The 26,863-nt window shown below is 50.5% G+C and carries 31 protein-coding genes and 1 pseudogene; 24 read left to right on the top strand and 8 right to left on the bottom strand.

Features of this window, described 5'->3' with window-relative positions:
• The first annotated feature begins 42 nt into the window (after nucleotides 1-42).
• The 3 genes from CBW46_RS07490 to CBW46_RS07500 are packed head-to-tail and all read left to right on the top strand — an operon-like array spanning nucleotide 43 to nucleotide 3,084.
• On the top strand, nucleotides 43-1,206 hold the full coding sequence (locus CBW46_RS07490; RefSeq protein WP_089199403.1) for a Gfo/Idh/MocA family protein: 1,164 nt from the start codon (nucleotides 43-45) through the stop codon (nucleotides 1,204-1,206).
• Nucleotides 1,207-1,219: 13 nt separating this feature from the next.
• Nucleotides 1,220-1,945: a ThuA domain-containing protein gene (locus CBW46_RS07495; protein WP_089199404.1), complete on the top strand. Its 726-nt coding sequence runs from the start codon at nucleotides 1,220-1,222 to the stop codon at nucleotides 1,943-1,945.
• A gap of 32 nt (nucleotides 1,946-1,977) precedes the next feature.
• Nucleotides 1,978-3,084 carry a Gfo/Idh/MocA family protein gene (locus CBW46_RS07500; protein ID WP_089199405.1) on the top strand — a complete coding sequence of 369 codons (1,107 nt, stop codon included), beginning with the start codon at nucleotides 1,978-1,980 and terminating at the stop codon, nucleotides 3,082-3,084.
• A 193-nt stretch (nucleotides 3,085-3,277) separates the two neighbouring features.
• On the opposite strand, the gene sspI is transcribed toward CBW46_RS07500, so the two are convergent.
• Entirely contained in the window at nucleotides 3,278-3,496 is a 219-nt protein-coding gene (gene sspI / locus CBW46_RS07505; protein ID WP_089199406.1) for a small acid-soluble spore protein SspI, read from the bottom strand.
• A 129-nt stretch (nucleotides 3,497-3,625) separates the two neighbouring features.
• Between sspI and CBW46_RS07510 the strand changes: the two genes are divergently transcribed.
• The 10 genes from CBW46_RS07510 to CBW46_RS07550 all read left to right on the top strand — a co-directional run bounded on the left by CBW46_RS07510 (nucleotide 3,626) and on the right by CBW46_RS07550 (nucleotide 12,506).
• Nucleotides 3,626-4,312 (top strand): potassium channel family protein, encoded by a 687-nt coding sequence (locus CBW46_RS07510; protein WP_279386457.1) that lies wholly within the window; start codon nucleotides 3,626-3,628, stop codon nucleotides 4,310-4,312.
• Nucleotides 4,313-4,320: 8 nt separating this feature from the next.
• Nucleotides 4,321-5,136 carry a TrmH family RNA methyltransferase gene (locus tag CBW46_RS07515; protein WP_089199408.1) on the top strand — a complete coding sequence of 272 codons (816 nt, stop codon included), beginning with the start codon at nucleotides 4,321-4,323 and terminating at the stop codon, nucleotides 5,134-5,136.
• A 545-nt stretch (nucleotides 5,137-5,681) separates the two neighbouring features.
• On the top strand, nucleotides 5,682-6,323 hold the full coding sequence (locus tag CBW46_RS07520; protein ID WP_089199409.1) for a GntR family transcriptional regulator: 642 nt from the start codon (nucleotides 5,682-5,684) through the stop codon (nucleotides 6,321-6,323).
• Nucleotides 6,324-6,484: 161 nt separating this feature from the next.
• Nucleotides 6,485-6,655, top strand: coding sequence for a hypothetical protein (locus tag CBW46_RS21225; protein WP_165842225.1), 171 nt, complete (start codon nucleotides 6,485-6,487; stop codon nucleotides 6,653-6,655).
• 380 nt (nucleotides 6,656-7,035) lie between these two features.
• Nucleotides 7,036-7,464 carry a tripartite tricarboxylate transporter TctB family protein gene (locus CBW46_RS07525; RefSeq protein ID WP_279386458.1) on the top strand — a complete coding sequence of 143 codons (429 nt, stop codon included), beginning with the start codon at nucleotides 7,036-7,038 and terminating at the stop codon, nucleotides 7,462-7,464.
• A gap of 12 nt (nucleotides 7,465-7,476) precedes the next feature.
• Complete coding sequence (locus tag CBW46_RS07530) at nucleotides 7,477-8,985, top strand: tripartite tricarboxylate transporter permease (RefSeq protein WP_089199411.1); 1,509 nt, start codon at nucleotides 7,477-7,479, stop codon at nucleotides 8,983-8,985.
• Between the two features lie 30 nt (nucleotides 8,986-9,015).
• Entirely contained in the window at nucleotides 9,016-10,035 is a 1,020-nt protein-coding gene (locus CBW46_RS07535; RefSeq protein ID WP_089199412.1) for a tripartite tricarboxylate transporter substrate binding protein, read from the top strand.
• A gap of 87 nt (nucleotides 10,036-10,122) precedes the next feature.
• Nucleotides 10,123-11,007 carry a DUF6282 family protein gene (locus CBW46_RS07540; RefSeq protein WP_089199413.1) on the top strand — a complete coding sequence of 295 codons (885 nt, stop codon included), beginning with the start codon at nucleotides 10,123-10,125 and terminating at the stop codon, nucleotides 11,005-11,007.
• A gap of 60 nt (nucleotides 11,008-11,067) precedes the next feature.
• On the top strand, nucleotides 11,068-11,793 hold the full coding sequence (locus tag CBW46_RS07545) for a PIG-L deacetylase family protein (RefSeq protein ID WP_089199414.1): 726 nt from the start codon (nucleotides 11,068-11,070) through the stop codon (nucleotides 11,791-11,793).
• A complete protein-coding gene (locus CBW46_RS07550) occupies nucleotides 11,793-12,506 on the top strand; it encodes a 4-carboxy-4-hydroxy-2-oxoadipate aldolase/oxaloacetate decarboxylase (RefSeq protein WP_089199415.1) in 714 nt (237 codons plus the stop codon). The genes CBW46_RS07545 and CBW46_RS07550 overlap by 1 nt, the downstream gene beginning before the upstream one ends.
• Before the next feature lie 183 nt (nucleotides 12,507-12,689).
• Here CBW46_RS07550 and CBW46_RS07555 read toward each other — a convergent pair whose 3' ends face one another.
• The 5 genes from CBW46_RS07555 to CBW46_RS07575 are packed head-to-tail and all read right to left on the bottom strand — an operon-like array spanning nucleotide 12,690 to nucleotide 15,007.
• Complete coding sequence (locus tag CBW46_RS07555) at nucleotides 12,690-12,989, bottom strand: spore coat protein (protein WP_089199416.1); 300 nt, start codon at nucleotides 12,987-12,989, stop codon at nucleotides 12,690-12,692.
• A gap of 11 nt (nucleotides 12,990-13,000) precedes the next feature.
• Nucleotides 13,001-13,216: a hypothetical protein gene (locus CBW46_RS07560; RefSeq protein ID WP_165842226.1), complete on the bottom strand. Its 216-nt coding sequence runs from the start codon at nucleotides 13,214-13,216 to the stop codon at nucleotides 13,001-13,003.
• 19 nt (nucleotides 13,217-13,235) lie between these two features.
• Complete coding sequence (locus CBW46_RS07565) at nucleotides 13,236-14,372, bottom strand: zinc-dependent alcohol dehydrogenase (RefSeq protein WP_089199417.1); 1,137 nt, start codon at nucleotides 14,370-14,372, stop codon at nucleotides 13,236-13,238.
• Between the two features lie 16 nt (nucleotides 14,373-14,388).
• Nucleotides 14,389-14,751: a spore coat protein gene (locus CBW46_RS07570; protein WP_089199418.1), complete on the bottom strand. Its 363-nt coding sequence runs from the start codon at nucleotides 14,749-14,751 to the stop codon at nucleotides 14,389-14,391.
• A 16-nt stretch (nucleotides 14,752-14,767) separates the two neighbouring features.
• Nucleotides 14,768-15,007: a spore gernimation protein GerQ gene (locus CBW46_RS07575; RefSeq protein ID WP_089199419.1), complete on the bottom strand. Its 240-nt coding sequence runs from the start codon at nucleotides 15,005-15,007 to the stop codon at nucleotides 14,768-14,770.
• 570 nt (nucleotides 15,008-15,577) lie between these two features.
• Here CBW46_RS07575 and CBW46_RS07585 point away from each other — a divergent pair.
• The 3 genes from CBW46_RS07585 (at nucleotide 15,578) to CBW46_RS07595 (ending at nucleotide 17,667) form a co-directional block, all read left to right on the top strand.
• Entirely contained in the window at nucleotides 15,578-16,321 is a 744-nt protein-coding gene (locus CBW46_RS07585; RefSeq protein WP_165842227.1) for a YheC/YheD family protein, read from the top strand.
• Nucleotides 16,322-16,490: 169 nt separating this feature from the next.
• Nucleotides 16,491-16,778, top strand: a complete 288-nt coding sequence (locus tag CBW46_RS07590) for a HesB/IscA family protein (RefSeq protein WP_089199422.1) — start codon at nucleotides 16,491-16,493, stop codon at nucleotides 16,776-16,778.
• Nucleotides 16,779-16,884: 106 nt separating this feature from the next.
• A complete protein-coding gene (locus CBW46_RS07595; RefSeq protein WP_089199423.1) occupies nucleotides 16,885-17,667 on the top strand; it encodes a TatD family hydrolase in 783 nt (260 codons plus the stop codon).
• A gap of 85 nt (nucleotides 17,668-17,752) precedes the next feature.
• On the opposite strand, the gene ligD is transcribed toward CBW46_RS07595, so the two are convergent.
• On the bottom strand, nucleotides 17,753-18,661 hold the full coding sequence (ligD, locus tag CBW46_RS07600; RefSeq protein WP_089199424.1) for a non-homologous end-joining DNA ligase: 909 nt from the start codon (nucleotides 18,659-18,661) through the stop codon (nucleotides 17,753-17,755).
• Between the two features lie 93 nt (nucleotides 18,662-18,754).
• Here ligD and CBW46_RS07605 point away from each other — a divergent pair, with 93 nt between their 5' ends.
• The 3 genes and pseudogenes from CBW46_RS07605 to CBW46_RS22265 all read left to right on the top strand — a co-directional run.
• A complete protein-coding gene (locus CBW46_RS07605) occupies nucleotides 18,755-19,702 on the top strand; it encodes an ATP-dependent DNA ligase (protein WP_089199425.1) in 948 nt (315 codons plus the stop codon).
• Between the two features lie 237 nt (nucleotides 19,703-19,939).
• Nucleotides 19,940-20,134, top strand: coding sequence for a hypothetical protein (locus tag CBW46_RS07615; RefSeq protein ID WP_089199427.1), 195 nt, complete (start codon nucleotides 19,940-19,942; stop codon nucleotides 20,132-20,134).
• A 463-nt stretch (nucleotides 20,135-20,597) separates the two neighbouring features.
• Nucleotides 20,598-20,681 (top strand): annotated as a pseudogene (locus CBW46_RS22265) (carbohydrate ABC transporter permease); the annotation flags it as partial.
• Between the two features lie 214 nt (nucleotides 20,682-20,895).
• Here the strand turns inward: CBW46_RS22265 and CBW46_RS07625 are convergent.
• On the bottom strand, nucleotides 20,896-21,780 hold the full coding sequence (locus CBW46_RS07625; RefSeq protein ID WP_089199429.1) for a YitT family protein: 885 nt from the start codon (nucleotides 21,778-21,780) through the stop codon (nucleotides 20,896-20,898).
• A 212-nt stretch (nucleotides 21,781-21,992) separates the two neighbouring features.
• On the opposite strand from CBW46_RS07625, the gene CBW46_RS07630 reads away from it, so the two are divergent.
• The 5 genes from CBW46_RS07630 to CBW46_RS07650 all read left to right on the top strand — a co-directional run bounded on the left by CBW46_RS07630 (nucleotide 21,993) and on the right by CBW46_RS07650 (nucleotide 26,853).
• The gene (locus CBW46_RS07630) at nucleotides 21,993-22,421 is read left to right on the top strand and encodes a MarR family winged helix-turn-helix transcriptional regulator (protein WP_089199430.1); all 429 of its coding nucleotides are present in this window, start codon (nucleotides 21,993-21,995) and stop codon (nucleotides 22,419-22,421) included.
• Nucleotides 22,422-22,454: 33 nt separating this feature from the next.
• A complete protein-coding gene (locus CBW46_RS07635) occupies nucleotides 22,455-23,630 on the top strand; it encodes an MFS transporter (RefSeq protein WP_089199431.1) in 1,176 nt (391 codons plus the stop codon).
• Between the two features lie 163 nt (nucleotides 23,631-23,793).
• Nucleotides 23,794-25,002: an MFS transporter gene (locus CBW46_RS07640; protein ID WP_089199432.1), complete on the top strand. Its 1,209-nt coding sequence runs from the start codon at nucleotides 23,794-23,796 to the stop codon at nucleotides 25,000-25,002.
• A gap of 230 nt (nucleotides 25,003-25,232) precedes the next feature.
• Nucleotides 25,233-25,736 (top strand): ADP-heptose synthase, encoded by a 504-nt coding sequence (locus tag CBW46_RS07645; protein WP_089199433.1) that lies wholly within the window; start codon nucleotides 25,233-25,235, stop codon nucleotides 25,734-25,736.
• Between the two features lie 43 nt (nucleotides 25,737-25,779).
• Complete coding sequence (locus CBW46_RS07650; protein WP_089199434.1) at nucleotides 25,780-26,853, top strand: lactonase family protein; 1,074 nt, start codon at nucleotides 25,780-25,782, stop codon at nucleotides 26,851-26,853.
• Nucleotides 26,854-26,863 lie beyond the last annotated feature (10 nt).

Raw genomic sequence — 26,863 nt, forward strand, 5'->3', positions numbered from 1 at the left:
GATATAAGCTGCATAAAATATTTTTGTGGGAGGTTCATTTGGATGAAGCAGCATGTTGGTGTGGGTATGGTCGGCTATAAATTTATGGGTAAAGCGCACAGCCACGCTTACCGAGATCTGCCGATGTTTTTCCCCAAGTCGCTGCGGCCGGCGATGAAGCTGATCTGCGGCCGCGACGCGGCTGGTGTGGCCCAAGCCGCAGACCAATTCGGATGGGAAGGCTATGTCACGGATTGGCGAGAGCTGCTGGCACGGGATGATATCGATGTGCTCGATATTAATGCACCCAGCGATGTGCACAAGGAGATCGCCCTGGCCGGCGCAAGTGCGGGGAAGCACCTGTTTTGCGAGAAGCCGCTTGCGCTCACGCTTGACGATGCACGTGAAATGCTGCAAGCGGCCGAGGCGGCAGGTGTGAAGCACATGGTTGGCTTCAATTACCGCTTCGCGCCTGCGGTGCGGTTGGCGAAGAAGCTGGTGGAAGAAGGCCGGTTGGGCCAGATCTACCACTTCCGTGCCTTTTTTTTGCAGGATTGGATCGTTGATCCGGAATTCCCGCTTGTGTGGCGGCTGCAGAAAGAGATAGCAGGCTCCGGTGCACATGGTGACCTGGGGGCGCACCTGGTCGACTTAGCGCATTACTTGATAGGCGGCATGACGGAAGTGATCGGTATGAGCGAAACGTTCATCAAGGAGCGGCCGCTGCCGAGCGAAATGGCTGGACTAAGTGCCAAGGGCAGCAAAGACGCGCCCAAGGGATCCGTCACGGTCGACGATGCGACGCTGTTTATGAGCAGGTTTGCAAACGGAGCGTTGGGCAGTTTTGAGGCCACACGGTATGCATCCGGACACCGCTGCACCAATTCATTCGAAATCAACGGAAGTAAGGGCAGCGTCAAATTCGATTTTGAGCGCATGAATGAGCTCCAGGTATTTTTCACTGAGGATGCGGATGACGTGCAAGGATTCCGGCGCGTGTTGGCTACAGATCCTGCACACGCTTACATGGATGCCTGGTGGCCTGCGGGGCACACCATCGGCTATGAGCATACCATTATCCATGAAGTCGTAGAGCTCATGCAGGCATTGGAAGAAAACCGTCAGCCGGTTCCGAATTTCGAGGACGGCGTAAGATGCCAAGAAGTGTTGGAAGCAGTTGAGCGTTCGGTTGCGGAGCGGCGTTGGGTCCGGGTAGATGAAGTGTAAAGGGGTGAGGGAAATGAAAAAAGCTTTAATCGTACAAGGGGGTTGGCAAGGCCATCAACCACAAGAGGTAGCAAGCATTTTTGAACGCTTGTTGGAGGAGGACGGCTTTGAAGTGGAAGTTTCGGGCACCTTGGAATCTTTCGCGGACGCGGATAAGCTGCTGTCCCTTGATTTAATCGTTCCGGCGTGGACGATGGGCGAAATCGATAAGCAATGGGTGAACAACGTGTCATCGGCAGTGCAGAGCGGCGTCGGCTTGGCGGGCTGCCATGGAGGGATGTGTGATGCGTTCCGTCAGAATGTAGACTGGCAATTCATGACAGGCGGGCAATGGGTGGCACACCCGGGTAATGACGGAGTCGAGTACGTGGTTCAGATTAAGCAATCATCCAGCCCACTTTTGGAGGGGATACAGGATTTTACAGTAAAAAGCGAGCAGTACTATTTACATATTGACCCGGCGGTGGAGGTGCTGGCCACGACTCGGTTTCCCGTGATCGAAGGACCGCATTCCACGAACGGCGCCGTAGATATGCCTGTCGTGTGGACTAAGCGTTGGGGCGCAGGGCGAGTGTATTACTGTTCCCTCGGCCATCTGGCCAATATCGTGGAGATGCCTGAGGTCACACTGATGATGCGTCGGGGATTTCTATGGGCGGCCGAAGGCAAGAAAGCCGCTGCAGCGCGGCATGGTGTTACCAGCGATGCCAGGTACAGCGGCATGGGCGACAGTAATTAACCAGCCGAACATTCGCGGGGAGGAGCGACCTAATGTTGGATAAGCTGAGAGTAGGAATTATAGGGTGCGGCAAGATCAGCGGGATTTACTTCACCAATTGTAAAACATTTTCCGTGCTCGAAGTGGTGGCTTGCGCCGATTTAAATGTGTCTCGTGCAAAAGCGAGCGCGGAGGAGCACGGTATTCCGAGGGCCTGCTCTGTAGCCGAACTGCTGGCTGATCCCGGGATCGATGTGGTCATCAACTTGACTATTCCCGCGGCGCACGCGCAAATATGCGTTCAGGCGCTGGAAGCGGGGAAGCATGTCTACGTGGAGAAACCGCTGGCGGTCACTCGCGAGGAGGGTCAGCACATTCTGGCCGTAGCAGAGCGGAACGGACTGCTGGTGGGCAGCGCCCCAGACACGTTTCTAGGAGGCGGCATTCAAACCTGCGTCAAGCTGATCCAAGATGGATGGATCGGCACGCCGGTGGCTGCTTCCGCCTTTATGATCGGCCGCGGGCATGAGCATTGGCATCCCGATCCGGAATTTTATTATGCGCCGGGCGGCGGACCGATGTTTGATATGGGCCCGTACTACTTGACCGCGTTGGTAGCCTTACTGGGGCCGATTCAGCGTGTCACGGGTTCAGCGAAAATTTCTTATCCCGAGCGCACGATCACGAGCACTCCGAAGTTCGGAAATAAGATCACGGTGGAGACGCCGACTCACATCGCGGGGGTTATGGACTTCCATAGTGGAGCGATCGGGACCATCATTACAAGCTTCGACGCGTTCGGCGGCACACTGCTCCCGCGCATTGAGATCTATGGCAGCGAAGGTACTTTAATTGTTCCCGATCCGAACACATTTGGCGGGCCTGTGCTGGTTCGACGGCATGATGCAAAAGAATTCAGTGAGATTCCGTTGACGCATGGCTATACGGAAAACAGCCGGGGGTTGGGCGTGCTGGATATGGCCTTCGCCATCCACAGCGGGCGCCGCAACAGGGCGAGCGGTGAGCTGGCATATCATGTTTTGGAAGCGATGCACGGGTTTCATGACGCATCGCAGGAGGGCAAGCACTACATTATGCAAAGCACTTGCGAGACGCCGCAGCCGATGCCGGGTGGCTTGGTCAAGGGCATGCTGGATTAGCAGAAGTAGCACCTGCCGGCCTTGGCGTACCTTGGCGGACTGTGACAGAGGTGCTGTGCACGGTAATGCATCGCCCGCCACAGACATGTGGTGAAGATCTGGCCAGTTACTTGAAGCCAGCGTCAAAAAAGCCGCGGCCTTGTCCACGCTTTCTTACGAGTGAGCGTGGGCCCGATCACGGCTTTGTTTTGATTCAGCCTGCTGTGTGCTGCGCCAGATGTTCCTGCAAAGATGAAACCATCTGGTTCTGTAATTCCGATGCGCTATGCTGCCAGATGATTTCGAACAACACGCCCAGTCCGGGCAGTACTTGCTCCTGTCCGCCGATGGAACCCTGGATCACGTCGAACAGTTCCTCGTTGTTTTTGTCCGCAACACGCTGCACCACTGCTTGTCTGAGGTCTAGGTTCATATGGATTCCTCACTTTTCATAACTTGGTGTACTTTGATTAATATGCGCCAGTTCTTGTCAATTCATGCCCGTGCCATCCCTCGCCGCTTTTATGGTATAATAGTGAAACTATTTGCAGCACAGTCATGAATTGCGGCGGTAAAAGGGGCTGATTTGATGAAAAAACAATTCGCGGTTATCGGCATGGGCAGATTCGGAACCAGCGTTGCGAAAACCTTGTCAGGTCTTGGATTTGAAGTGTTGGCGATAGATAGCAGCGAGCAGCGCACCCAAGAGGTGGCGAGCATAGTCACCCATGTAGTACAGGCCGATTCCACCGATGAGGATGCTCTGCGGGCGCTAGGTCTGCGAAATTTTGACGTGGTCGTGGTTGCAATTGGGGAAGATATTCAAGCTAGCATATTAACTACCATTATATTAAAAGAGATCGGCGCGCCCAAAGTCGTCGTAAAAGCCCAAGATGAGCTGCACGGCAAAGTTGTGAGAAAAGTTGGCGCGGATAAAGTGATTTATCCGGAACGGGACATGGGGCAGCGTGTGGCGCACCATTTGATTTCATCCAATATTATTGATTATATTGAACTGTCCGACGACCACAGCATTGTGGAGATCAAAGCCACCCGGTCAATGGTCGGCAAAAGTTTACGGCAGCTGGACATCCGTGCGAAATACGGCTGCAACGTGATGGGAATTAAATCGGGGGCCCACATAGATATCGCTCCGCACGCGGAGGATCTAATCCAAGCAAACGATGTGCTGATTGTGGTGGGCAAGAATGATGATTTGACTAATTTTGAGAAAACATTCGCGGAGTAGTGGGGTCAATGATGAATAAGCAGCACACGGAAGTCATCAGCTCGGTGCAAAACCCGCGCGTGAAAGCATGGACACAGCTGCTTGACAAAAAAGGCCGGGATAAACAAGGCCAGTTTATCATAGAAGGCGTGCATCTGGTGCAGGAGGCCTTATCGTCAGGTGCAAATCTGCATACCATAGTATACGCTCACGACCGCCGTGAGGAACTGCCGGGCGGCCTGCTGCGGCAGGCGGTCGATCTTGGTATCGATTGTGTAGCGGTGAGTCAGGCCGTACTCGGTAAGTGCACGGATACATTGGCGCCGCAGGCGGTGTTCGCCGTTCTGCCCAAGCTGGGCTGGGGGCCGGAGGAGCTGCTGGCCCCGACGGGACCGGCGCTTGTAGTCGCGATTGACGGGATCCAGGATCCGGGCAATCTCGGCACCATCATCCGCAGTGCAGACGCTGTTGGCGCGACGGGCGTGCTGCTTGGCAAGGGTACTGTAGATCTGTACAACCCAAAGACAGTGCGATCCACGATGGGCTCGATGTTCCATCTGCCGATTACCCAAGGTGACCTGCTCCAGCTGCTGCCCCGCGCAGCGGAGGCGGGCATTGCAGTGGTCACCACCAGTCTTCAAGGTACTACGGATTGCTATTCGTTTGATTTCCGCCGCCCTGTCTGGTTCGTCATAGGCAACGAAGGACAAGGCGTGTCTGCGGGTGTGTCTGATCTGACAACGGAACATATCCGCATCCCGATGCGGGGACTGGCGGAATCTCTGAACGCGGCTATGGCTGCCACGGTAGTGTTATTTGAGGCGATGCGGCAGCGGATGTCGTGAGATATGCAAGGCGGCCGGGATTTACACCCACATTGAGACGGCTGCAGCCAGCGTGCTAGTCGCCCAGCTGTTGTCCGATGCGCGAGTCGCTGTAATAATGATACGTCGGTTCCGACTGGAGCGATACGCCATGGCGTAGGGGCACGAGTTCTGCAAAAATGTTCAACTATATGAAAACATAATCTCGATCACTTCAACCGCAAAAAAGCCTTAATAACCGGGCTTTTTTTTGTTTGCCCATTTTTTTGTCGCTTGCCGAGCTTCACAGACCATACGCGCGAGCCACGTGGCGCTGTTTGCATATGCCCGAATAAATCATGGAGCTCCGTCAGTACTGACGGTCTCCAGATTCTTGAGGTTTTTCTGTAGTCGCAGTCCAAAGGAGATTTCGTGTCATTTCAACAAAATGAATAGACTACGCTGCTTAAATCCACGCGGATCACTTGTGTTCATTGACATCCGGTGAAGAAATACGTACGATAACTTATAAACAATGTTGTACTACAAGATTGTATAAACAAAAATAAACCCTAGGAGAACAAACGATGAGCAGTCAAACTGAGTATGCCTATCAGTATATTCGTGAACGGATATTGGATGGTACCTTCAAACCCATGCAAAAATTGATCGAAAGTCAGCTGTCGGAGTTGATTAGTGTAAGCCGAAACACTGTGAAGAAAGCTCTGTTGAAGCTGGAACAGGAGAATTTGGTCCAAATTGAAAACAATAAAGGGGCGACCATTAAGTCGTTTACCTTGGAAGAAGTTAAAAATTATCTAGCAATAAGAGAAGCTTTGGAGGGGTTAATCGCAAGATCGGCAGCAGAGCATATTACGGATGGAGAAATTGGCGAGCTGGAACAGCTGTTATTGAGAATGGAAGGTTTCCTGAAGCAAAACCAATTTGACGAATACTCTAAACTGAATAAGGAATTTCACGGTATCATTTACAACGCATCGAGAAATATCCACGCCACCGGGATGGTGAATATGATAAAAACGCAATTAATGCGGTTCCATTTCAGAACATTGCTCATTCCGGGCAGAAATGAAAATTCATTTAATGAACATAAAATGATTTTAACATCCTTGAAAAGCCATAATGCAGCTGAGGCAGAGGCAGCTATTAAACTCCACATTGCGAACGTCCGAAAAACAATAGAAGACAATTATCAGTATCTGTTGTAACCAGTGTCTTACTGTCCTAATTTTCGACAGCAGTTATTGACACTATTTTGCAGATACGGTATAGTTTTGATAGAGAACATAATTGTAGATCAATTTAGAATGCCAAAGTATTATTCAATCTCTCTTAATTAGTGCTGTGTATGCGAAAGGAGGTCAGCAGTTTGAAACAACCAAGCATTGGCTTCATCGGATTTGGTGAAGCCGCTTTTCATATTGCCAACGGCTTAGCGTCCAAGGGAGCATCAGCCATCTTCGCATTTGACGTCATGTCTGCAGACCCAGTGGTTGGAGCCATCATAAAAGAGCGGGCTGATTTGGCTACGGTGACTTGAATTCAGCATCTCCGACACTGAAGCAACAAATCTTTGAGCTTATACATAACACACAGATGCATTGTTCGTTGATGGGGCGGCAATGGAGGCGGTTGCGCCTCACCCGCATAAGGTTCCATTTCGGTCAGCGGATTAGGGGCGCGCAAGTTTTCGGAAGTCATGAGCACATACGGCATGAATATTACCTATATCAACGATGAAGCCGGAAGCGCATCAGCGATCAAGATGGTACGAGAGAAGAGTCGTAGAGATGGGAGAAGTCATCAGTACATTGCAGGATCTCGGTTTGGATTCGACTCTTTATGATGGCAATTCGGCAGGTTAATAGCAGTTAGTTATTACTAAAGGATGTGCTTAATTTGCGAAATTTAAGCGTGTACATGGCGGCTTTTTTTCTCCTCTTTAGCGGGATTATGCTATGGGAGTCTTCCTCAATGGATTATTACGGGGAATACGGACCTGGTCCGGGGATGCTGCCGCTGTGGGTGAGCGGACTCATTTTCGTATGTTCCATAGTCTATCTTTGCATTGCATTAAAAAAGGAGATCGTTCCGGTTTCCAAAATTCTACCCAGAGGAGAAGGACTCATTAATGTTTTGGTATGCATAGGTTCACTGATCCTGTTTATGATCATCGCACCTTTATGGGGATTTTTAATTGGTAGCACCTTATCCTTATTCCTACTATTTTCGCGGGGTTATAAATGGTATTGGAGCTTGGGACTCTCTGCATCGACAGCTTCTATCGTATTCTGGATGTTCGGCATTGTTTTACAGGTGCCGTTGCCTGTAAATGACTTCGGCTGGTAGGAGGACAAACTAGTGGAATCATTAGGTTACTTACTGCACGGCTTCGAGACCGCTCTTACGTGGCAAAACCTGCTGTATTGTCTCGTAGGGGTGACATTCGGTATGTTCATTGGCGTATTGCCCGGATTGGGTCCCACAGCAGGAACGGCACTCCTTTTGCCATTAACCTTCGCACTTGAACCGGTGTCCGCGATAATCATGCTCGCTGGAATCTACTATGGATCCATGTACGGCGGGACCATCACATCCATATTAATCAACACCCCCGGAGAGGCCGCTTCATTAATTACCTGCCTGGATGGACACCCGTTGGCCAAGCAGGGGAGAGCGGGGGCAGCACTCGGTATAGCGGGCATCGGGTCCTTCCTTGGCGGAACTGTTTCCGTTGTCGGATTGGTTGTGATCGGTCCCTATCTCGCAAAGCAGGCTCTAAATTTTGGTCCGCCTGAATTTTTTGCTTTGGTCGTTTTAGGACTCTCCCTGCTTCTTGGATTAATGGGAAAATCTTTGCTAAAGGGGGCTATTGCAGCGTTGTTCGGCTTGTCCTTGGCGTTTATCGGGCAGGATTCAAATTCGGGAATCATTCGATTTACTTTCGGCCAAACGGAATTGATGAAAGGGATAGACTTCATAACGATAGCGATGGGAATGTTCGGGCTGTCCGAGCTGCTTATCAACGCCGAACAGAGCTTGAAGGGGAAGGCAGGGCCGCCTCCGAAGGTCACGGGACTGCTTCCTAAAAAAGACGAGTGGGGACCTTCAATGAAAGCTATCGGCCGGGGCAGTATACTGGGTTTCCTGATCGGACTGATTCCGGGAACCAACTCTGTCATTCCTACGCTTCTCAGCTATTCAATGGAAAAGAAGCTGTCCAAAGATCCTTCCCGCTTTGGTAAAGGTGCATTGGAAGGAGTTGCGGGACCTGAGACGGCTAACAATTCCTATAGCGGCGGTGCACTAATTCCGCTGCTCACACTAGGGATTCCGAGTTCTCCTACCGTCGCGGTGCTGCTAGGTGCTTTTATCATGCATGGTGCTGCTCCGGGGCCGACTTTATTCCAGCGAAACCCTGACCTGGTGTGGGGAATCATAGCCAGTATGTTTATTGGAAACGCAATTCTGTTAATTATGAACCTGCCGATGGCAAATTTGTGGGCAAAAATCACAATGGTTCCTTTTAAGCTGCTGTATCCGATTATTATCATTATTACGATTGTCGGTACTTACAGTCTGAATAACAGCATGTTTGATGTAGGGGCTATGCTGGTGTTCGGCATTTTAGGCTATTTATTTAAAAAGGCGGAATTTCCGTTAACTCCTATTATTTTGACCTATGTTTTGGGAGTTCTTCTGGAGAAGACACTATTGCAATCTTTAACCATGTTCAAAGGGGATATATTCGGGTTTTTCACGCGTCCACTCTCCGGGACCATATTGTCGATCGCTATACTCGCCATGCTCTTAAGCATCATCACCTCAGTCAGAAGTAGACGGCTCATCACAGAAGATGTGGAAATGTAAAAAACAATAATTGTGAAAGGGTGGCTTACTATGAAGAAGGCTTTAGTTGTTTTAGCAATTTTTGTTTTTTCTTTTGGGGCAATGCTTGGATGTGCGACGAAGTCCTCTACCAGCGCTTCGGATGCACCTGCTAGAGGAGCGGCCAGTGCTCAGCCGCTGGATTGGCCCATGAAGCCTATTAAACTTATCGTGCCCTTCGCAGCAAGCGGCGGAACGGACCTGGGAGCCCGTCTTTTAGCCTCGTATCTTGAGAAGGATTTGGGAAAACCAGTGGTGGTTGAAAATAAGGTGGGCGGTGCAGGCTGGGTCGCTTATGCTGACTTATTGAATGCCAAGCCTGACGGCTACACGTTTGGGGTCATTGTCAATCCCGCCTTAATTACAGGCTATATCAATCCTACTGCCAATAGAACAGAGAACTTAGACAGCTTTGACCATATTATCAATCACGCTGTCGATGAAGGACTCATTGCCGTTCGTCCGGATGATACGCGGTTTGCCAACATTAACGAATTTGTGGAGTACGCGAAGAAGAACGAGGTATCAGTTACTAGTAATGGCGTGGGTTCGAGTAATCATTTGATTGCATTATCAATGAACAAGCATCTGGGAACGAAATTTAGGTTCGTTCAATTTACCGGTACAGGTGAAGCTGTGTCCAGTGTGCTGGGCAATCATGTAGACGTACTCATCGGAGAAATTGGCGGAGCTGTAGAGCAGGTCAAAGGCGGACAGTTCAAGGCTCTAGCTGTTTTTGGACCGGAGCGCTATCCTCATCTGCCGGATGTACCAACTATGAAAGAGGCGGTTGGTTTTGAGAATACGGTTACATATGCATCCAGAGGTATAGCAGGCCCTAAAGGCATAGATCCGCAAATCGTTGCAAAGCTCCAGGCTGCTGTTGAGAAAGCAGAAAAAGATCCGGAGTTCATAAAAAAAGCGAGCGAACTGGGGATGACGGTTGATCTGACTAAAGGAGATGCCTATGAGCAGCTGTTGAAGAAGCAAGAAGCAGCGATCATAGAGCTGAAGCCCGTCCTTGGTTGGTGAGGTGGATATCAAGCAGTCAATTATATTTACCAACATAGTAATTGATGAACACATTTTCCTACCAACTGCAGAAAGTGAGGAAACTATATGTATTTAGAGCTACTCGAAGGGGCTTATGATCTCCATGTCCACACAGGACCGGATGTGATGCCCAGAAAGCTGGACGACCTTGAAATGGCGGAACGAATCCAAAAGGTGGGGATGAAAGGCTACGGCATCAAATCGCACTATTTCTGTACAGCGGAACGAGCGAAATTAGTCAATAAAGTTTATCCAAATGTCAGCCTGATTGGAGCGATAAGCTTAAACAATTCAGTGGGTGGGCTGAACCCGCTGGCAGTGGAAATGGCAGCGCGCGACGGAGCGAAAATTGTTTGGATGCCTACATTTGACGCCACGAACGAGCAAGAATTTTTTAGACGAGGAGCTCATACGAAATTACCTTTTTGGGCTAAATTGCAGATGGAGTTAATTCAACAAGGCAAAACCCAATCAAGCATCTCCATTTTTGAGGGTTCAAATATTAAAAAAGAAGTATTCGATATCTTGGATATTATCTCGAATTACAATCTTATCCTGGCGACGGGGCATCTGGGGAAAGCGGAGACATTCGCATTAGTGGAAGCAGCCGTTGAATTCAAAGTCAAGAAAATTGTAGTCACTCATCCGAATTTTCCTTCTATCGACTTTACAAAGGAGGAACAAAAAGAGCTGGCCGAGCAAGGAGCCTATATGGAACACTGCTTCACCACCCCTCATTCTAATAAGATAAGCTGGGAAACCGTATTCGAGCAGATCCGTTTCGTAGGCCCTCAACACTGTATTTTGTCAACGGATTTGGGGCAACCGACGGGTCCGTACCCGGACGAAGGCTTGGGCATTTTTGCTACTAATCTATTAAATAATGGTTTCACAAAAGCAGAACTGAAACAAATGTTGGTGGAAAATACCAGCTTTTTGGCAGAAGAGTAAAATAACTGTTAGCAAAATGTGCGGTAGCAAAATTATTCTGAATATAGAGGGAGAAACGATATGCAAAACACCAATTTACTTGTTGTTTCTGCTCATGCGGCAGATTTCGTATGGCGGGCCGGCGGAACTATGGCTAAATATGCGAAAGGCGGCGCCAATGTGTCGCTGGTCATACTTAGCTACGGAGTGAGGGGAGAATCTAACGATCTGTGGAATGTCGAGGGACAAACCAGCGACAACGTCAAGCGCATCCGCAGAGCGGAGATCGAAGAAGCGGCCGGTCATCTCGGTGTTGAGCAGATGGAGATATGGGATTTTGATGATTACCATATGCAGATTACGGAGGAGCGATTGAATCGACTCACGGCTCATATTCGAAAAGTCAAACCGCACCATATTATCAGTCATGGGCCGAAGGACGCCTTTAATCCCGATCATGAGACCGTGTCAAAATATGTTTTCGATGCCAGCGTGTTGTCGACTTCTAACGGAGTGCGGATCGAAGGGACAACAACAGCAAAGCAGGCCCGATTGTTCGGTTTCGAGCCGCATCAATCGGAAATTAGTAATTTTAAACCCGATGTCATTATCGACATTACCGATGTATACGACCGTAAGCAGGCGGCGATGAACTGCTTCAAAGCACAAGGGCATTTAATCGAATATTACGGGGGCAAGGCGATGCTGCGAGGAAATCACGCCCGCCGTTGTTCTGGGAACGGTGCCTATAAATACGCCGAGGCGTTCAGCCGCTTCTTCCCTTACGTAGGAGGGGAGCTTGTCTGATGCAAAAATATATAGTAACTAACATTCGCCGACCCGAGCAGGAGACCGTTGCCCGCTTTAAGGAGCATGACACGTCCACCGTTTATGAGGCACAAGGGAAGATCGGCCTGCTCAGCGCTCAACTTAAACCGATCTCAGCTAACAGCAAAATTTGCGGGCCGGCGGTAACGGTAATATGCCCGGCGGGAGACAATTTGATGATTCATGCTGCCATTGAGGTGTGTAAGCCCGGGGACGTCCTCGTCATCACGACCCTCGGTGAAAGCATTTCCGGGATGATTGGCGAATTAATTGTGTTGGCTCTCATGAAGAAAGGCGTGCAGGGCGTAGTGATCGACGCAGGCGTCCGCGATGTTGCAAGGTTGAGAGGAATGGGCTTTCCGGTATGGTCTAAGGCGGTATACCCAGAGGGGACGACGAAAAGCAGAGGAGGCTGGGTGAACGCGCCGGCTATTTGCGGTGGTGTTCAGGTTATGCCCGGCGACCTTATTGTCGCCGATGATGATGGCGTGGTGGTGGTCGCCCAAGAAGACATCTCAACTACCTTAGAATCGGCGGTGCAGAGGGTGCGCAAGGAAAAACAGACGAAGGAGAAGATCGGCAGAGGCGAGATCAGCTTAGACTTTTACGGATTACGCAGCGTGCTCCAACAAGAGAATATAGTGTATTTCGATGAAATCCCCCTATCCGAGGGATCGTCAAGAGGTCTTTGATCTCAGCGATATCGGAGAAAGAAAAGGCAGCAAATTCCTCGCAGCGCAAGAGGGTTTGCTGCCTTCTTGTTTGACGGTCATATTTGGTCGTGCAAGCGCCAGCCTGCGTCAAATATGGAATCTCGCACGTCAAAATTCATTTTTTCACTGTCCGGCCGCGTTCACGCTGCACATCACCGTCTTTTAGGTTGCCGGAATATTTAAAGCGGTCTGGGCGTTCTGCATATCCAGCTGGATCTGCTCATTCATGTTGTAGGGATGGTAAAGACCTCTGGAGATCATGTAAGCCGACATTCTTTCATGCGATTCAATGGATTCGTCGAGATGTCTGCGCAATACCTGTTTGACTTCGGGTGTCGCCGACTCTGTCGCAGCGATTGCGTACATCTTGATGCCCGATTTCGCTGACATAAGCATGTCCATCGCGACGACCTGATCTGTCATCTTATTTAACCCTGTGAAATATTCCACGATCGTATTCATGCTTCTCCCTCCTATGGAATCGCTTTGGACAACAATCCGTTGAGTTCTTGGAGCTGTCTGGTCGTAACCGCAGCATCCATTTCCATCAGTCTCCGCAGCTCCGGATCATCCACCAGCGCTTGCATCGTTCTGGCCTTCGTCAGACAGAGCGATTTGAACGCGGTGACCTCATGAAGATCCATCGTTTCGTGTGCCATATACTGTGTGTCAAGATCCGATTTCACCATGTAGTGTCCTGCCTCCCCGTTATGGTTTTAGAACAACTTTAATACATCCGTCCAATCTGGCATCAAACAGCTCATATCCTTTTTTTGCTTCCGATAGCGGCATGACATGTGTGACAACGTCACCCGGATGAACTTTACCTTCTGCCACAAGATTATATACATGCGACATATACGGTCGGACCGGCGCTTGTCCAGCTCGGATGTTGATATTGCGCTGGAACACGTCGCCGAGCGGGAAGGCGTTGTATCGTCCGCCATACGCTCCGGTAACCTGAACGGTACCGCCTTTTCTCACCGCTTGAAGTGCCATCACCAGAGGATCGAGCGAGCCGCCTTGCAGTTTCAGCCCCGTGGCCAGAAATTCCATGGGAGTCATTTTTCCATCCATGCCCACAGCGTCGATAACAATATCTGCGCCGCCTTTGGTCATTTCTTTCAAGTGAGTGCCGATATTTTTTTCCTGTTCAAAATTCACTGTTTCAACGTTATTCGTTTTTCTGGCGTGGTCCAGCCGGTAGTTGACAAAATCAACGGCAATCACTCGCTTAGCGCCCTTCAACCAGCTAAACTTTTGCGTGAACAGGCCGACCGGTCCGCAGCCGAACACAATGACCGTATCCCCGTCTTTTACGCCGGCATTCTCAACCGTCCAATACGCGGTCGTCATCGAGTCAGCGATAAGACACAATTGCTCGTCGTCGACCTCACAGTCATCCGGGATTTTGAATGGCGTGAAATTCCCGTAGGGCACCCGCAAATACTCTGCCTGCGCGCCCTGATAGCCGCCGAACGTTTCGGTATATCCGAAATAACCACCGACGTCTCCATGAGGGTTCGAGTTGTCACATTGGCTGGTGAGGTTATGTTCGCAATACCAGCAATGTCCGCAGGCGACGTTGAACGGAATGATCACGCGGTCTCCCTTTTTCAACTTAGTAGCTTCGGGCCCTACTTCCTCCACGATCCCCATCGGCTCATGTCCGATAATATAGTCCTGAGGAAAATTTGGCACCAGGCCGTGAATCAAATGTAAGTCCGAGGCGCAAATCGCCGAACTTGTGATCCGCACGATGACATCATCCGGCTTTTGTATGCTGGGGTCCTTGACTTCCTTGACTTGCACATTTTTAATGCCTTGATACGTAACGGCTTTCATCGGACTTCCTCCAGTCTCATTTGTCGGGCGTAGCGAACATGCCGAGGCGTGTCGTGTGGTCCGGGTACAGCTTCAAATTAGAGAGCTTAATAATCTCATCTGCAGACAGAACGTCGAGCTTGTACTGCTCGCTGAGATGGTGCGGGTGGAGCCAGTGTTTCTCGATCATGAGCTGCGCGATCTCCTCATGCATGTCGAGATTTTCCTGCAGCTGCCGGCGCAGCAGTGTTCTAGCCTCCGGAGTGGCGGTTTCGGCCACCGCGTAGGCACAATTTCTAACACCGTTCTTCGCCCGGATTAAGCAATCCATGGCAAAGAGCGCATCTGCGCGATCCGGCAGGTTTTCGGAATTCGTCGGGTCCAAATAATCGTTATTCATATCTGTTCACCCTCTGTCAATGGATTGGCACGTTCGTATTCACGTCAATGCTGAACGGTGCTTTTTTGTAGATCGTCTGTAGTTCAGTGAGCTGCCTCTGTGACAGTTCTACGTCCTTCTGCATGAATTCTTTGAGATCCTTATCAAACACTAGCCCTTGCATCAATTTCGACTTCGCTAAACACACAGTTTTAAAGTTCACCATTTCGTGAATCTCCATGGATTCATGCGGACCTAAACGCTGTTGTTCGTCCATTTTGGCCACCTCCATCTCTTGGTAACGGGATTATTTTCCCCTTCTGCTACTGCCTTATGCAGACGTCGTCACTCGGCGGCTTGAGCGCCCCGTAGTTGAGGAGAGTGCGATGTCTTAGTGGTGGGCTGATTCTGCAGAACGGCCGCTCAGGAGACCATGATGGCATTTAGTACAAATAACTTTTTCTCAGTCCGCTAGTACTAACGCACTTACGCTTGGAGTGAAACTCGCATTTCTATAAAGTATCCTGTTGAATGCGAGGTGATCAGTTATGACAGATGTGGTGGTACTTCGATTGCGCAGAAACGCAGCGCACCGCAAAATCATCAGTGCCTTTCGTGCGATTGGCAGCACCGCTCCGTGCCAACACGCCTTGGGTCTGGGTAAGCCGCTGCTTCCCGCTGTTCGATGCTTAACCAATAGTGGATTCCGCGTTGCGTTCGCGGAACGGGATGTTCTGGTTTTCATCCGCAGACGTTAGTCAACACTGGCGTGGCGGCCGACACGGGCCACCGACGCTCGTACTATGCAGCGAAATCAAATCATTTTGCCGGAATGGGGAGCATGAATATGAAACATAGATTCGTCAGGAGCAAATATAAAAAGGGAAAGCCGCTGATGGCAGATAGGCAGCTGGGCCGGCATGTACCTAAAACGAGCCGGTTCGCCCCAGCCAACCTGCGAAGGATGCTCAGAGCGTTTCCCGTATTATATGTGAAGCCAGATGGGGGCACGGGAGGGGCAGGCATCATCCGGGTGAGACGCGTCAACCGTTCGCACAGTTTGATTGCATTTGATAACATACGCAAAAAGAGTGTGACCCGGAAGGTAAGTGTGGAGCTAAGAAGGTTCATGTATCCCCGACAAAAATATATCATTCAGCAAGGAATTCCCTTGGCCACCTGTAACGGCAGACCGTTCGATATACGTGTAGTACTTCAAAGGCCCCGCAAAAAGTGGCGGCTCACCTGGATCAGTGCAAAGGTGGCGCCCAAGCGCAGTTCGATTGTGACGAATGTGGCAAGAGGCGCAAAGGATGCAAAAATACTTGAGACGCTGCGGGCAGCCGATCAGCCGTTACCGGTGCCCAAGATTCTGAAAGAGCTGCGGCATGTCTCCCATCAGATTGCACAAAAATTAGGTTCCCGTTTCCCCATCAGAATTGTCGGTTTGGATATGGCTGTCGATAGAAAAGGTAAAATATGGTTTATCGAGGCTAACACCCAACCGAATATGCACGGGTTGCAGCAGCTGGATCCAAAACAGTACCGCAGATATTTGAGAGCCAAAAGGTTCATGCAAAAACGACTCTGATGCGCCGTCTATTGGCAACAATCCAGCTGTGTTGTGTATAATTGAAGCTAGCGGTGCGATTCTTCCGTGCTGCGAGAAAACGCATCAGTCGGAGCCCTGCCCGCCGCCGGAGGGCGGCACCGTGCATGGGTGTCGGTGTGCGGCTCCACTAATCAGATAGGAGCACGATATGATTACTATCACAGAGCAAGCGCAGCAAAAAATAAAAGAGATGCAGACAGATATGCCTCAGGCACCCTTTTTAAGAGTTGGTGTTACTAGTGCGTGCTGTAACGAATTAAGATACGCATTAAGCTTATCTTCTGATAAGGCGGAATCTGATGTTACTGTCGAGTTTGGGGATGTGATAGTGCTGGTCAATCCGGCGGACGTTCGGTTTGTAAAAAATATCGAAATCGACTATCAAGACGATGGTTTTATAATCCATAATCCTAACCCACTCGTAAGTGTGTGCTAAACAACACAGCCGCAGCCGCTTTTTGGCTTTTTTCAATGAGTGATTTTGGTATAGAGTTATGCGAGCCGACGAGGCAGGCAGTTGTAGCGGGAGGGGGCACTTTGACTTGATTGACGCCCATATTCATGCGGACCGGTATGCTTCATATCGGATAGAAGCCTACATTGATACTTGGAGAAAGGCCGGCGTAGAGGGGATCATTGCAGTTGCAACCGACCTGGCGTCATCGTATCGTACGTTGGAGCTGCAGCAGCGCTTTCCGGACTTCGTTTTCGCGGCGCTCGGCCACCATCCGGAACAGCTTCCACCTGCCGGGCGGGACGCGGCCGAATTGTTCCAGCTGATTGAAAAAGAAGCGAAATCCGGCAGCATCGCAGCCATAGGGGAAGTGGGGCTGCCGCATTACTCGTTGCCCCAGAATCCGGATTCGCTTGCCCGGCACCGTGAGCTGTTGGACGAGTTTGTGCGATTAGCCGTCCGGCTGGATATGCCATTGGCTTTGCATGCCGTGCATGACAAGGCCGTGGACGCCCTGCAAATACTGCGCCGACACAATGCCGTGAAAGCCCATTTCCATTGGTTCAAAGGGCACGACCAGGATGTGCTCGCCATCGTGCGCGAAGGCTATTTCATATCGGTAACGCCTGAAGTGTGCTACCGCCAGCGGGATCAAAGGCTGCTCAGCTTGGTGCCCATTGGTCAGCTATTGGTGGAAACCGATGGGCCTTGGCCGTTCGGAGGCCCATTTGTCGGGATCGAGACGACCCCGCTGCTGTTGGAAAACACGGTTTCCTGTGCAGCGGTACATAAAAAGCTCAGCACGCGTGAGTTGAAGACGATTACGAGAGATAACACGCTCAGACTGTATAAAAGGACTAAAGTCGACTGAGGCACCGGAGAGCACGTGCCGGAACGGTGTCATATGGAAGCAAACACTGACTGCCCACCGCGGGGCAGAGCAACAACGTGCCGTTTTACGTGCGTCCTTTGACGAACTGTATGATATGGTCCAACCGATTCGCGTACTTATGCTTCTCCGTAGTAACGGCGCGGAATAAGTCTCCCAGCCGTTCCACCCGCTCAGGCACGGTTAAGATGGTAAAGTCGCCAGGCTGTATACCTCGCTCCACCTCTTCCCACGACACCGGGGTCGCTACCGTTGCCGCTTGCCGGGCTCGCACGGCATAGGGAGCCGGCATGGTGCGCCCCCGCCACAGCTGAAGATAATCTACATACAGTTTGTTACCTCGCCGACGGACAACCCGCTCCAATGTGACTTTGGCGGGAAGCTGCTGCTGCAGATATTCCGCCAGAAACCGATTCACGGCGCGTGCTTCTTCGAACCGATATGCAGGCTCGATGGGCACATAAATCTGCATCCCGGTGGCACCCGACGTTCTCGGGACACTGGTGAGCGATAGAGAGTCAAGTACCGCTTTTGCACGCAGCGCGACCTCTGCAGCCAAGTCGAAGCTGTGCTCGTCCGGCGGGTCCAAGTCTAGAACCAGATCGGTCGGATAATCCTTGCGATAATATGTGTCGAACGGCACGTGCAGCTCCACCGCGCCCCAATTGGCCAGCCACACTAAGGTAGCGGTGTCGTTGAGCAAAATGCGCTGCTTGTCGTTGTACATTACACGCGGTACCCAATCGGGAGGCGCACCATGCACGGATCTCTCCTCGATCCGCCGGCCTCCGATGCCCTCCGGGTACCGCCATATCATGAGCATCCGGTCTTTCGCATGCTCAAGAAGATACGGTGCAACGGTCGTTAAGTAGCCGATATAGTCCCACTTGGTAATGCCCAGCTCAGGCCAGATCACCCGGTCGGGATGCGTGATCGCCACTTCTTTTCCTTCCACTTTCGCCGTAAACTCTTTCATATCAAACTCCTGCTAACAAATTTAGATTTCATATTTTGCGCTGATTGGTAAAAACTATGTGCATCATAATGAATTCTGCTGGAGGCGCACACTGTGAAACCGATCGTTCCTTTCGAACCCGTAAGAGAGGCCGCAGTACCGGCTGGCGAGCAATGGATATACCAGATCAAATGGGATGGGGTGAGAATTCTTACTTACTGCGATGAAAGCGGAGTTTCCTTATATAACAGGCGGCTGAACGAAAGAACGAAGCAGTATCCCGAGCTGCACGACACAGAGTCGTATTGCCGAGCCAAGTCGTTTATTCTGGACGGGGAAGTGATCGCTTTGGCGGCAGACGGCAAGCCGTCCTTTCCGCAAGTGATGCGCAGGGACGGGGTGCGCCGAACAGACCGCGTCAAGCAAGCGCAGAAAGAAGTGCCGATTTACTATATGGTGTTTGACATTTTGTATCACAACGGCAATTGGGTACATCAGCTCCCCTTGCAGCAGCGTCTGGATTTATTGAGCGGCAGCTTGACGCCCACCGCGACGGTTCAGCAGGTGACCTCTCATCCGAACGGGCATGTTTTGTTTGATTTGATGAAGCAGCAGGGTATGGAAGGCATCGTTAGCAAAAGACTTGACAGCACGTATGTCATCGGCGGAAAAAACGACAGCTGGATCAAGGTGAAAAATTACGGTGACATTATTGCCGTAATCGGCGGTTTTACGTTGAGCGGGGACACGGTGAACGCTGTCCTATTTGGGTTGTATGACGCGCAAGGGCAGTTTTGGTATATAGGCCATACCGGCACGGGACGTATGTCAAAGGCGGATTGGCGGGCGCTGACGGATCGGCTCACACCGCACGTGGTGAAGGAGCGGCCTTTTGTCAACAAGCCGGAACGGCACAATGACGCCATATGGGTGCGCCCGTTGATAACGGCGAAGGTGATGTATACGGACTGGAGGCAGCAGGAGGGCCACATGCTCAGACAGCCGAGCATCCAGGCTTTCGTCGATGTACCGCCGGAGGAATGTGTGTTTCCGCGCAATTAGACGGAATAAGACGTCATGCGTCTGGTGACGACGATTTTGTATACGTTTTATATATCTTCAAGCATCGTGATCCGGGAGGAGTGCAGCGCGGCAATAAGGAAGCATTGCATCAGGCAGCGCTGAATATGGATGATTTGGTCGAACACATTCTGAAAGCGTCCAATCTGACGTTGGAATAATTAGCCGGATTTATGCAAATAATGTCCACAGGCTGATTTCGAAAGGCAGGTGCACAAGTTGGCTGAGTGGATTAGACGAATCAACTTGCTATGGGTGTTCATCATTTTGCTTGCGTTTCACGGATTAATGTACTATGCGATGGAAAACGACGACTGGCTGTCGCTCACACTTATCGCTTCTTTGGTGGATACCGTAATTCTAGCTGGGATCAAGTATGTCGCGATGGGCATGCGAAAGCAAAAAAGACGGTAGATCCAGAAGACAAGGGGCATGAGGGGGCAGCGGCTCAAGCTGTTATTCTGCGTTTACCCGTTAGTGCCTACACACAAGACGATCTCGCATCCCGTATCCGGACATCGGATGTGGGATTTTTGTCGTTTCGTCAATCTTAGACCATTGGCCTCGCATGTGGTCTCAGCGTCCGCCGCGGGAGAGGTCATAATGCCACTTGTTGTTACGCTTTACTCAATATCCACGTGGGGTTGACCTGTGATTTACAAAAAAGGAATATAAATGGACATGTTTGTAGTGTCACTACATGCATGGGAGGCGTAAATGTTGAAAAAGGTAAAAAAAACTTTCGGGTTATTAACGGTGATGGCGTTGTTCGCGGCCGTGGCAGGATGTGGAGGTGCCAACAGTCAAGCATCGAATGATGTTGCAGCCGCTTCGGGCTCACAGGCTAAGCTCGCCAAAATTTCTCTCTTTTCAGCGAAGGTCCTTGATGATGCCTCTGATGCAGGTCATGGACTGGATCCGCAGTCATCTGCATATTCCGATGTTGAACACGCATGAGGGCTCGACTGCCGGTGCCTGTATGAGTTGGGAAAGGCATGACAATGGTTGATAACATTTGTCATGCCTTGCAAATTCCTATGACTGACATACATGCTCACGTCGAATACTTAAACTTAAAGCAGCCTGGGTTATTCGTCGAGCCGAATCTGGTTCATTCCATATTGCAGGGATGGTAAAAGCCTTTGGACATCATGTAAGCGGTGTTCGCCGGATGATCAATGTATGTCTCGCTTTTTGAATCGGCCGCCTCTGACTTCATGGATGTTGCCGATCGCCAGAAAAGCTCCGCTGTCCCATTCGTCCACGATCTCTTTTAACTTGGCTTCCTCCATGCGAGTGATGACGGCGAAAATCACGTTTTTGCGGTCGCCGGTGTATGCACCTTCTCCACGCAGATAAGTCACACCGCGGCCAAGCCGGTCATTCAACGCTTGTCCTATTCCTTCGGCTTCATCGCTAATAATCCAAACCGCTTTGGACCGGTCGATCCCTTCTATCGTTATATCGATGAGCTGTACCGCTATATAATAAGCGATCAGCGAATACATGGCATGGTCCCAGCCGAACACAAAGCCCGCGCTTGCCAGTATGAACACATTAATAAACATAACGACTTCGCCAACGGAGAATGCCGTTCTTCGGCTGACGAGAATCGATACGATTTCCGCGCCGTCGAGTGAGCCCCCGGCTCTAATTACAATGCCGACCCCAACTCCGAGAATAATCCCACCGAATACAGCGGCCAGCAGTGGATCGATTGTGAGTGGTGCAACGGGATGTAATAAGGTAGTTCCTATGGACATGACGATAACCGCATATAGCGTGGAAACGGCAAACGTCTTACCAATCTGTTTGTAGCCCAAGTACAGGAAGGGCAGATTGAGCACAGTGAGCAGAATACCGAGAGCAATATCCAATTGATGCGCCAGCATGATAGAAATGCCGGTGATGCCACCATCGATAATGCGGTTGTTCACCAAGAATATCTCAAGCGCCACCGCAACCAGAGAAGCTCCCAGTGTCAGGAATACTGCCCTTCTAAAAAGCTTGAAGGCGGAGAACTTGGGCTGTCGGATATTCCTTGCGCCGGTGTCATCCATAGAACCCCTCCTGTGTTGTTTTAATGTAGTATTACCAAAAAAGTAATACCATACGGCAGATGCTAATCCCTCGACACCGATTCTTTTTCTCAGCGTAAGCCGCACGGACTCAACACAGTTGACTCAAGTAGTTGCTATGTATATAATTGCTATTACAATTAAATTGGCCGTTCCACAATTGGCCATGCCGGGGAATAGGTGGTGCGACGAGAATGTATGTTAGCGAATCGGTTGGATTTATTATCAGTAATACAGGCAGAAAGCTGAGCCAAGCGTTAACCGCGCGGTTTCAGCCCCGCGACATTACTTCGGAGCAGTGGTCAGTGCTCAAAAAGTTAGCGGAGGAGGACGGTATCACGCAAAAGGAGCTGTCCAACCGGATAGAGAAGGACCCGACCAACGTCACCAGAATATTGGATCAACTGGAGAGGAAAGGCTGGATTCGAAGAGCCGCCAATCGAGAGGATCGGCGTTCTTTTTTGACCCATATCACGGAAGCGGGCAGGGAACTGAGCAAGGAGCTGACCCCCATTGAAGCGCAGTTTGTTGAGCAGATGCTCCACGGGCTATCTGCACAGGATGTTGCCGTGCTGCGCGGCGTATTCAAACAAATAAACAAAAATATAGACATACGGCACTAGCACAGTGTGGCATGATCGGAAAGAGAGTCAGTTATGCAAAATTTATGGAGTAAAAACTTTTTATCGGTTTGCCTGAGCAACTTTTTCATCTTTATGACGTTTTATATTTTGGCTGTTACTTTGCCTGCATTTGTATTGGATGATTTGCATGGCAGCCAACAGCAGATTGGTCTTGTGACCACTGTTTTCGTTATTGCCGGGGTAATATTTCGTCCGTTGACAGGCAAATGGCTGGATGAGCTGAATCGGAGAAAGATCACCTTAGCATCCATGATTTTATTTACGCTGTGCAGCTTTTTGTACCTGGCAGTGGATGATTTTACGCAGCTGCTGATTCTTCGAGTGATTCACGGCGTTAGTTTCGGTATTGCCGCGACCGCCACGTCGGCTATCGTGATCGATATCATTCCCGAGGAACGCAAAGGCGAAGGAATAGGCTATTTTACTTTGTTTATGAGCATCGCCATGGTCATCGGACCGTTTCTGGGACTTACGCTTATATCGCGCAGCAGCTTTACATACTTGTTTGCGGCGTGCGCGGTATTCTCGCTGTTGTCGTTCTTGACCGGCTTGCTGACCCGTATTCCGGAGCGCACGGCAGTTGCCGTTCGGGAGAGCTCATGGAGTTGGAGAAGGTTTATTGAGCCAAAAGCTGTACCTATCGCAGTCGCGGGTTTTGTGTTAGCTTTTTCGTACGGAGCGATTTCCACATTCATTTCCGTCTACGCCAAGAGCTTGGGGATGGAGTCGGCCGCAAGTTACTTTTTCGTGGTATTTGCTGCGGTCATCCTGCTGTCCAGACCGTTCACCGGCAGACTGTTCGATCGAATGGGCGAGCACGTGCTGGTGTATCCCGGCATCACCCTGTTCGTTGCAGGTATGATTTGGCTTAGTCAGGCGGAGAGTGCCGCGGTGCTGCTGCTATCCGGTGCGGTGATCGGCTTGGGCTTCGGGGCACTGCTGCCCAGCTTCCAAGCGATCGCTATCAAAGCATCTCCAGTGCACCGGAGAGGCTTGGCTACGGGAACGTATTTTGTTTTCTTTGACACCGGCTACGGGGTCGGCTCTTATTTACTGGGTATGCTTGCCGCCTACACAGACTATCATTTCATGTACCTCATCGGCGGAGTGATCGTGGCCACTACTGCCGTGATTTACTATGGTCTGCACCACAGAGCGCAGCGAGTCAAACAGGCGGTTGAGGTGTAATAACCACTGTTGAACTGTTGCTCAAACCCTAGCTGCAGCACGATGATCATTAATGTCCGCCCAGCGGGAATAGGCATGTTTTTACCTACTTGACGTAATTAGCTTACTTATGATAAGTTTGTGGTTATCTTGCCATCAGCGATAGAAAGGAATTTTAAAAATCATGTCTTTGCAAACTGGCCGAAATACCCCTTTAGTGATGCTCATGATCAATATGTTTATCGCAATGCTGGGGTTCGGTTTGATTATCCCCACGTTGCCCGATTTTTTGAAGGAGTTTAACGCCGGAGGCGGAGTTGCCGGATATTTGGTGGCGGCTTTCGGATTAACGCAGTTTATTTTCTCGCCTATCGCCGGAGAATGGTCGGATAAATATGGCCGTAAGGTTATGATAGTGGCGGGCTTGGCATTGTTCACGCTCGGCAACCTGATTTTTGCGCTGGCCGACTCGATTTGGTTACTTTATGTATCCAGATTGGTGGGAGGCGTTGGCGCTGCGGCGATGATCCCTTCCATGATGGCTTACGTAGCTGATATTACGACGGAAGAAAAGCGCGGTAAAGGGATGGGGCTGTTGGGCGCGGCGATGTCGCTGGGCTTCGTGGTCGGTCCGGGAATCGGAGGATTTCTCTCCGAGTTCGGGCTTCGTGTGCCATTTTACATTTCGGCAGCCGTTGGCGCGGTGGCTATGATCGGGTCATTACTGGTGCTTCCTGAATCCCGTTCGTCGGAGGAGCGGTTGGCAGCGAGAACATCGCAGGTGAAGCGGGAGAGCATTTTCAAACAATTTGCCAAGTCCTTCAGAGCGCCGTACTTTATTTTGCTGCTGCTCATTTTCGCCTTAACGTTCGGTCTCGCCAACTTTGAGGCTATTTTCCCTTTGTTTGTCAGCGAGATGTATGGCTTCGGCGTAAGGGATATCTCGATATTGATCACTGTGGGGGCGTTGATCGGCACCATTACACAAGGTCTTTTGATCGGGAAACTGATTGCCTTGTTCGGTGAAAAGACGCTAATCAACGCGACGTTCTTGTTGTCCGCGGTGTCGCTCATTTTGATGCTGCTGTCCGGTAACTTCTGGTACGTTCTAGTATTGACCTCGTTGTTTTTCTCATTTACTTCGATTATGCGTCCCGCCATTAACACTTTGCTGTCTAAAATGGCAGGCAACGAACAAGGCTTTGTCGCTGGTATGAACAATGCCTACATGAGCGTTGGAAACATTTTCGGGCCGGCGATCGCCGGAATCCTGTTTGATGTGAACTTGAGCTTTCCTTACTTGCTTGGGGCCGCGGTGCTGCTGGTCAGCTTGTTCATATCGGTCACCAAGGGCAGAAAGCTGCAAGCGGTAAGCGTAGATCTGCAGCCATAAATAAAACGGATTAGATGCTTATGCGTTCTCTTACAATCGAATGCTTCACCGCAGCGGGGTCACAGGTGTGGCCCCGTTTTCTTGTGTTGGAGGCGGAATGATAAATTATTCCACCAAACATACTAAGTAACACATGAGGCAAAAAAATCTACAGGAACCATTCGCATTTTCGTTTATAATGTATATTTAGTATCCAAGTCTCAGTTTGTTTACAAGAGGAGGGGGAGACGATGCGAAAACGTTTTGTGGTAGAGGCTGTTATGCTGGCCGTATATGGAGAAATGCTCGTGCCGAGCCTTCCCGTCGAGTACATCATTCCGTATACCACAGTTAGCGAATTATATGAGCTCAGGGACAGCCAAGAGCCGATCATGCCGAATGCGGACGAGGAAGCCCATGTGCGCAGAAAAATAAACGAATTGATCGCCTTATTTGAAGAGCCTTTTATGAGAAAAAAGATACAGCGGGCGCTAACCGTACCGTGGACACACACCCAGCCCTTTCCGTTGAATGCCGAGGTGTCCCTTACAATGATATATGCGATTGAAAATGCGGAGTATGGGGAAGAGTTCGATCCCATCGAAACGGAGCTGATCTTGACCTGTCTGCGCCAAAAAACACCGCTGCTCACAGATCAGATCGACTTGGTCGACCGATTGATTCAAGCGGAAATTCCAGTTCAGGTTTACGATGTGGATGATTTCGAATACGCTTTGGAGGAAGAAACGGTCTAGGTTACAATAGTAGCTGAAACTTTACTAGGATGGAGATGGGAGTATGGGAAATTCACAGTATAACGTGTATTTCGGTTCTTATGCAGACAAACAGTCGCCGGGGATCTATGTTTACCGCTTCGATGAAGATTCGGAAGAGTTAGTGTTCACAGAGTTTGTTTCCGGATTAAAGCAGCCTTCATTTATTAAAATCAGTGAAAAACACCGGATGCTCTATTCTTTTTCGCAAGGTGACGCTGAGCAGGAGAAAGCGGCGGCAGTGGCTTACCGAATTGAACCTGGTACCGGGAAGCTGGCGTATGCGGGGCAGCAGCCGGCTGCGGACAAATCGGCGACACATATCAACACGGATGTGGATGACCGCTATCTGCTGCTGGTGAGCTACGCCGGAGGCAGTGTTTCTATACTTCCCATCGGAGAGGATGGTATGATCCAAGGCCTGACCGACGAGGCGCATCACGAAGGCAGCAGCATCAATACGGAACGACAGCAAAGCGCTCATCCGCATTCGGTTTATCCCGACCCCACCAATCGCTTTGTAGTTGTACCTGATCTTGGTATGGATAAACTCATGGTGTACCGTTTGGATCGAGAGCACGGCAAGCTGCAGCTTCACGATGACGTCAAGCTCGCTCCAGGATCCGGTCCCCGTCACCTGGCGTTCCATCCGAACCGGGACTTCGCCTATGTAATTCAGGAGCTTAGTTCCTCCATCACGGCAATGTCATACGACCCGCAGGCAGGCAAATTGGAGCCGACTCAAATGGTGAACACACTGCCTGAGCAGTATGACGGACCGGCCAACATCTGTGCAGAGATTCAGATTTCGCCTTGCGGCAAGTACTTGTACGGGTCGAACCGCGGCCATGACAGCATAGTGGTGTTTGCCATAGATACGGACACCGGAATGCTGACGGAGGTCGAGCATGTGTCTACGCTGGGCGCGCACCCTAGACATTTCAGCCTGACGCCGAGCGGCCGCTATCTGTTCGCCGCGAACAAGGATTCGGATGAAGTGCAGCTGTTCCGCGTGGACAGAAATACTGGCAGGCTCACCTCGACCGGGCAAGCCGTCGCCATCGCCCAGCCCACTTGTGTCAGGTTTAGCACGGTGTGACGTTCCGTGA

The sequence above is a fragment of the Paenibacillus xerothermodurans genome (assembly GCF_002220865.2).
Classification (GTDB): Bacteria; Bacillota; Bacilli; order Paenibacillales; family NBRC-103111; genus Paenibacillus_S; species Paenibacillus_S xerothermodurans.

Coding starts and splice junctions, on each gene's coding strand:
- CBW46_RS07545 (WP_089199414.1), top strand. CDS start 11,068: ATGCAAAACACCAATTTACTTGTTGTTTCTGCTCATGCGGCAGATTTC.
- CBW46_RS07525 (WP_279386458.1), top strand. CDS start 7,036: ATGGCGGCTTTTTTTCTCCTCTTTAGCGGGATTATGCTATGGGAGTCT.
- CBW46_RS07515 (WP_089199408.1), top strand. CDS start 4,321: ATGATGAATAAGCAGCACACGGAAGTCATCAGCTCGGTGCAAAACCCG.
- CBW46_RS07520 (WP_089199409.1), top strand. CDS start 5,682: ATGAGCAGTCAAACTGAGTATGCCTATCAGTATATTCGTGAACGGATA.
- CBW46_RS07650 (WP_089199434.1), top strand. CDS start 25,780: ATGGGAAATTCACAGTATAACGTGTATTTCGGTTCTTATGCAGACAAA.
- CBW46_RS07570 (WP_089199418.1), bottom strand. CDS start 14,751: ATGAATAACGATTATTTGGACCCGACGAATTCCGAAAACCTGCCGGAT.
- sspI (WP_089199406.1), bottom strand. CDS start 3,496: ATGAACCTAGACCTCAGACAAGCAGTGGTGCAGCGTGTTGCGGACAAA.
- CBW46_RS07635 (WP_089199431.1), top strand. CDS start 22,455: ATGCAAAATTTATGGAGTAAAAACTTTTTATCGGTTTGCCTGAGCAAC.
- CBW46_RS07540 (WP_089199413.1), top strand. CDS start 10,123: ATGTATTTAGAGCTACTCGAAGGGGCTTATGATCTCCATGTCCACACA.
- CBW46_RS07565 (WP_089199417.1), bottom strand. CDS start 14,372: ATGAAAGCCGTTACGTATCAAGGCATTAAAAATGTGCAAGTCAAGGAA.
- CBW46_RS07500 (WP_089199405.1), top strand. CDS start 1,978: ATGTTGGATAAGCTGAGAGTAGGAATTATAGGGTGCGGCAAGATCAGC.
- CBW46_RS07560 (WP_165842226.1), bottom strand. CDS start 13,216: ATGGTGAAATCGGATCTTGACACACAGTATATGGCACACGAAACGATG.
- CBW46_RS07590 (WP_089199422.1), top strand. CDS start 16,491: ATGATTACTATCACAGAGCAAGCGCAGCAAAAAATAAAAGAGATGCAG.
- CBW46_RS07555 (WP_089199416.1), bottom strand. CDS start 12,989: ATGAATACGATCGTGGAATATTTCACAGGGTTAAATAAGATGACAGAT.
- ligD (WP_089199424.1), bottom strand. CDS start 18,661: ATGAAAGAGTTTACGGCGAAAGTGGAAGGAAAAGAAGTGGCGATCACG.
- CBW46_RS07495 (WP_089199404.1), top strand. CDS start 1,220: ATGAAAAAAGCTTTAATCGTACAAGGGGGTTGGCAAGGCCATCAACCA.
- CBW46_RS07640 (WP_089199432.1), top strand. CDS start 23,794: ATGTCTTTGCAAACTGGCCGAAATACCCCTTTAGTGATGCTCATGATC.
- CBW46_RS07645 (WP_089199433.1), top strand. CDS start 25,233: ATGCGAAAACGTTTTGTGGTAGAGGCTGTTATGCTGGCCGTATATGGA.
- CBW46_RS07550 (WP_089199415.1), top strand. CDS start 11,793: ATGCAAAAATATATAGTAACTAACATTCGCCGACCCGAGCAGGAGACC.
- CBW46_RS07630 (WP_089199430.1), top strand. CDS start 21,993: ATGTATGTTAGCGAATCGGTTGGATTTATTATCAGTAATACAGGCAGA.
- CBW46_RS07535 (WP_089199412.1), top strand. CDS start 9,016: ATGAAGAAGGCTTTAGTTGTTTTAGCAATTTTTGTTTTTTCTTTTGGG.
- CBW46_RS07625 (WP_089199429.1), bottom strand. CDS start 21,780: ATGGATGACACCGGCGCAAGGAATATCCGACAGCCCAAGTTCTCCGCC.
- CBW46_RS07490 (WP_089199403.1), top strand. CDS start 43: ATGAAGCAGCATGTTGGTGTGGGTATGGTCGGCTATAAATTTATGGGT.
- CBW46_RS07585 (WP_165842227.1), top strand. CDS start 15,578: ATGAAACATAGATTCGTCAGGAGCAAATATAAAAAGGGAAAGCCGCTG.
- CBW46_RS07575 (WP_089199419.1), bottom strand. CDS start 15,007: ATGGACGAACAACAGCGTTTAGGTCCGCATGAATCCATGGAGATTCAC.